This window comes from Acidovorax sp. Root275, from assembly GCF_001428965.1.
Taxonomy (GTDB): Bacteria; Pseudomonadota; Gammaproteobacteria; order Burkholderiales; family Burkholderiaceae_C; genus Acidovorax; species Acidovorax radicis.
The window spans coordinates 994,662-994,948 of sequence record NZ_LMJH01000001.1 but is presented as its reverse complement, the minus strand read 5'-3'; the positions used below and the strand labels follow the sequence as shown (position 1 = coordinate 994,948).

Sequence of the window (287 nt, the reverse complement as noted above, 5' to 3'; positions counted from 1 at the left end):
CCGCGCTGAAGTGGCTGCTGAAGCCGCTACCGTGGCACAGACCCGCTCCATCGAGCCTGCTGGCTCGCGTGTGGTGACCTACAAGTCCACCGCTGACCGCGCTGCTGTGCGCAGCCAGGCTGCGGATGCCGTGCGCACCGGCCAGATCCCTTCGGGTGAGCGTGGTTGATTCTTGTTGAATCCACGGTTCACACGTTCTCGTATTCCCAAGTACCTCGTCCCCATTTTTTGAATTTCACTGGAGTTTCACCATGAACAACACCGCACGTTTCCTCTCTATCGCCGCC

Annotated in this window: 1 pseudogene; it reads left to right on the top strand. The window is 59.6% G+C overall.

Features of this window, described 5'->3' with window-relative positions:
- Nucleotides 1-169 (top strand): annotated as a pseudogene (locus tag ASE52_RS26170) (DUF4148 domain-containing protein); the annotation flags it as partial.
- Nucleotides 170-287: the final 118 nt, after the last annotated feature.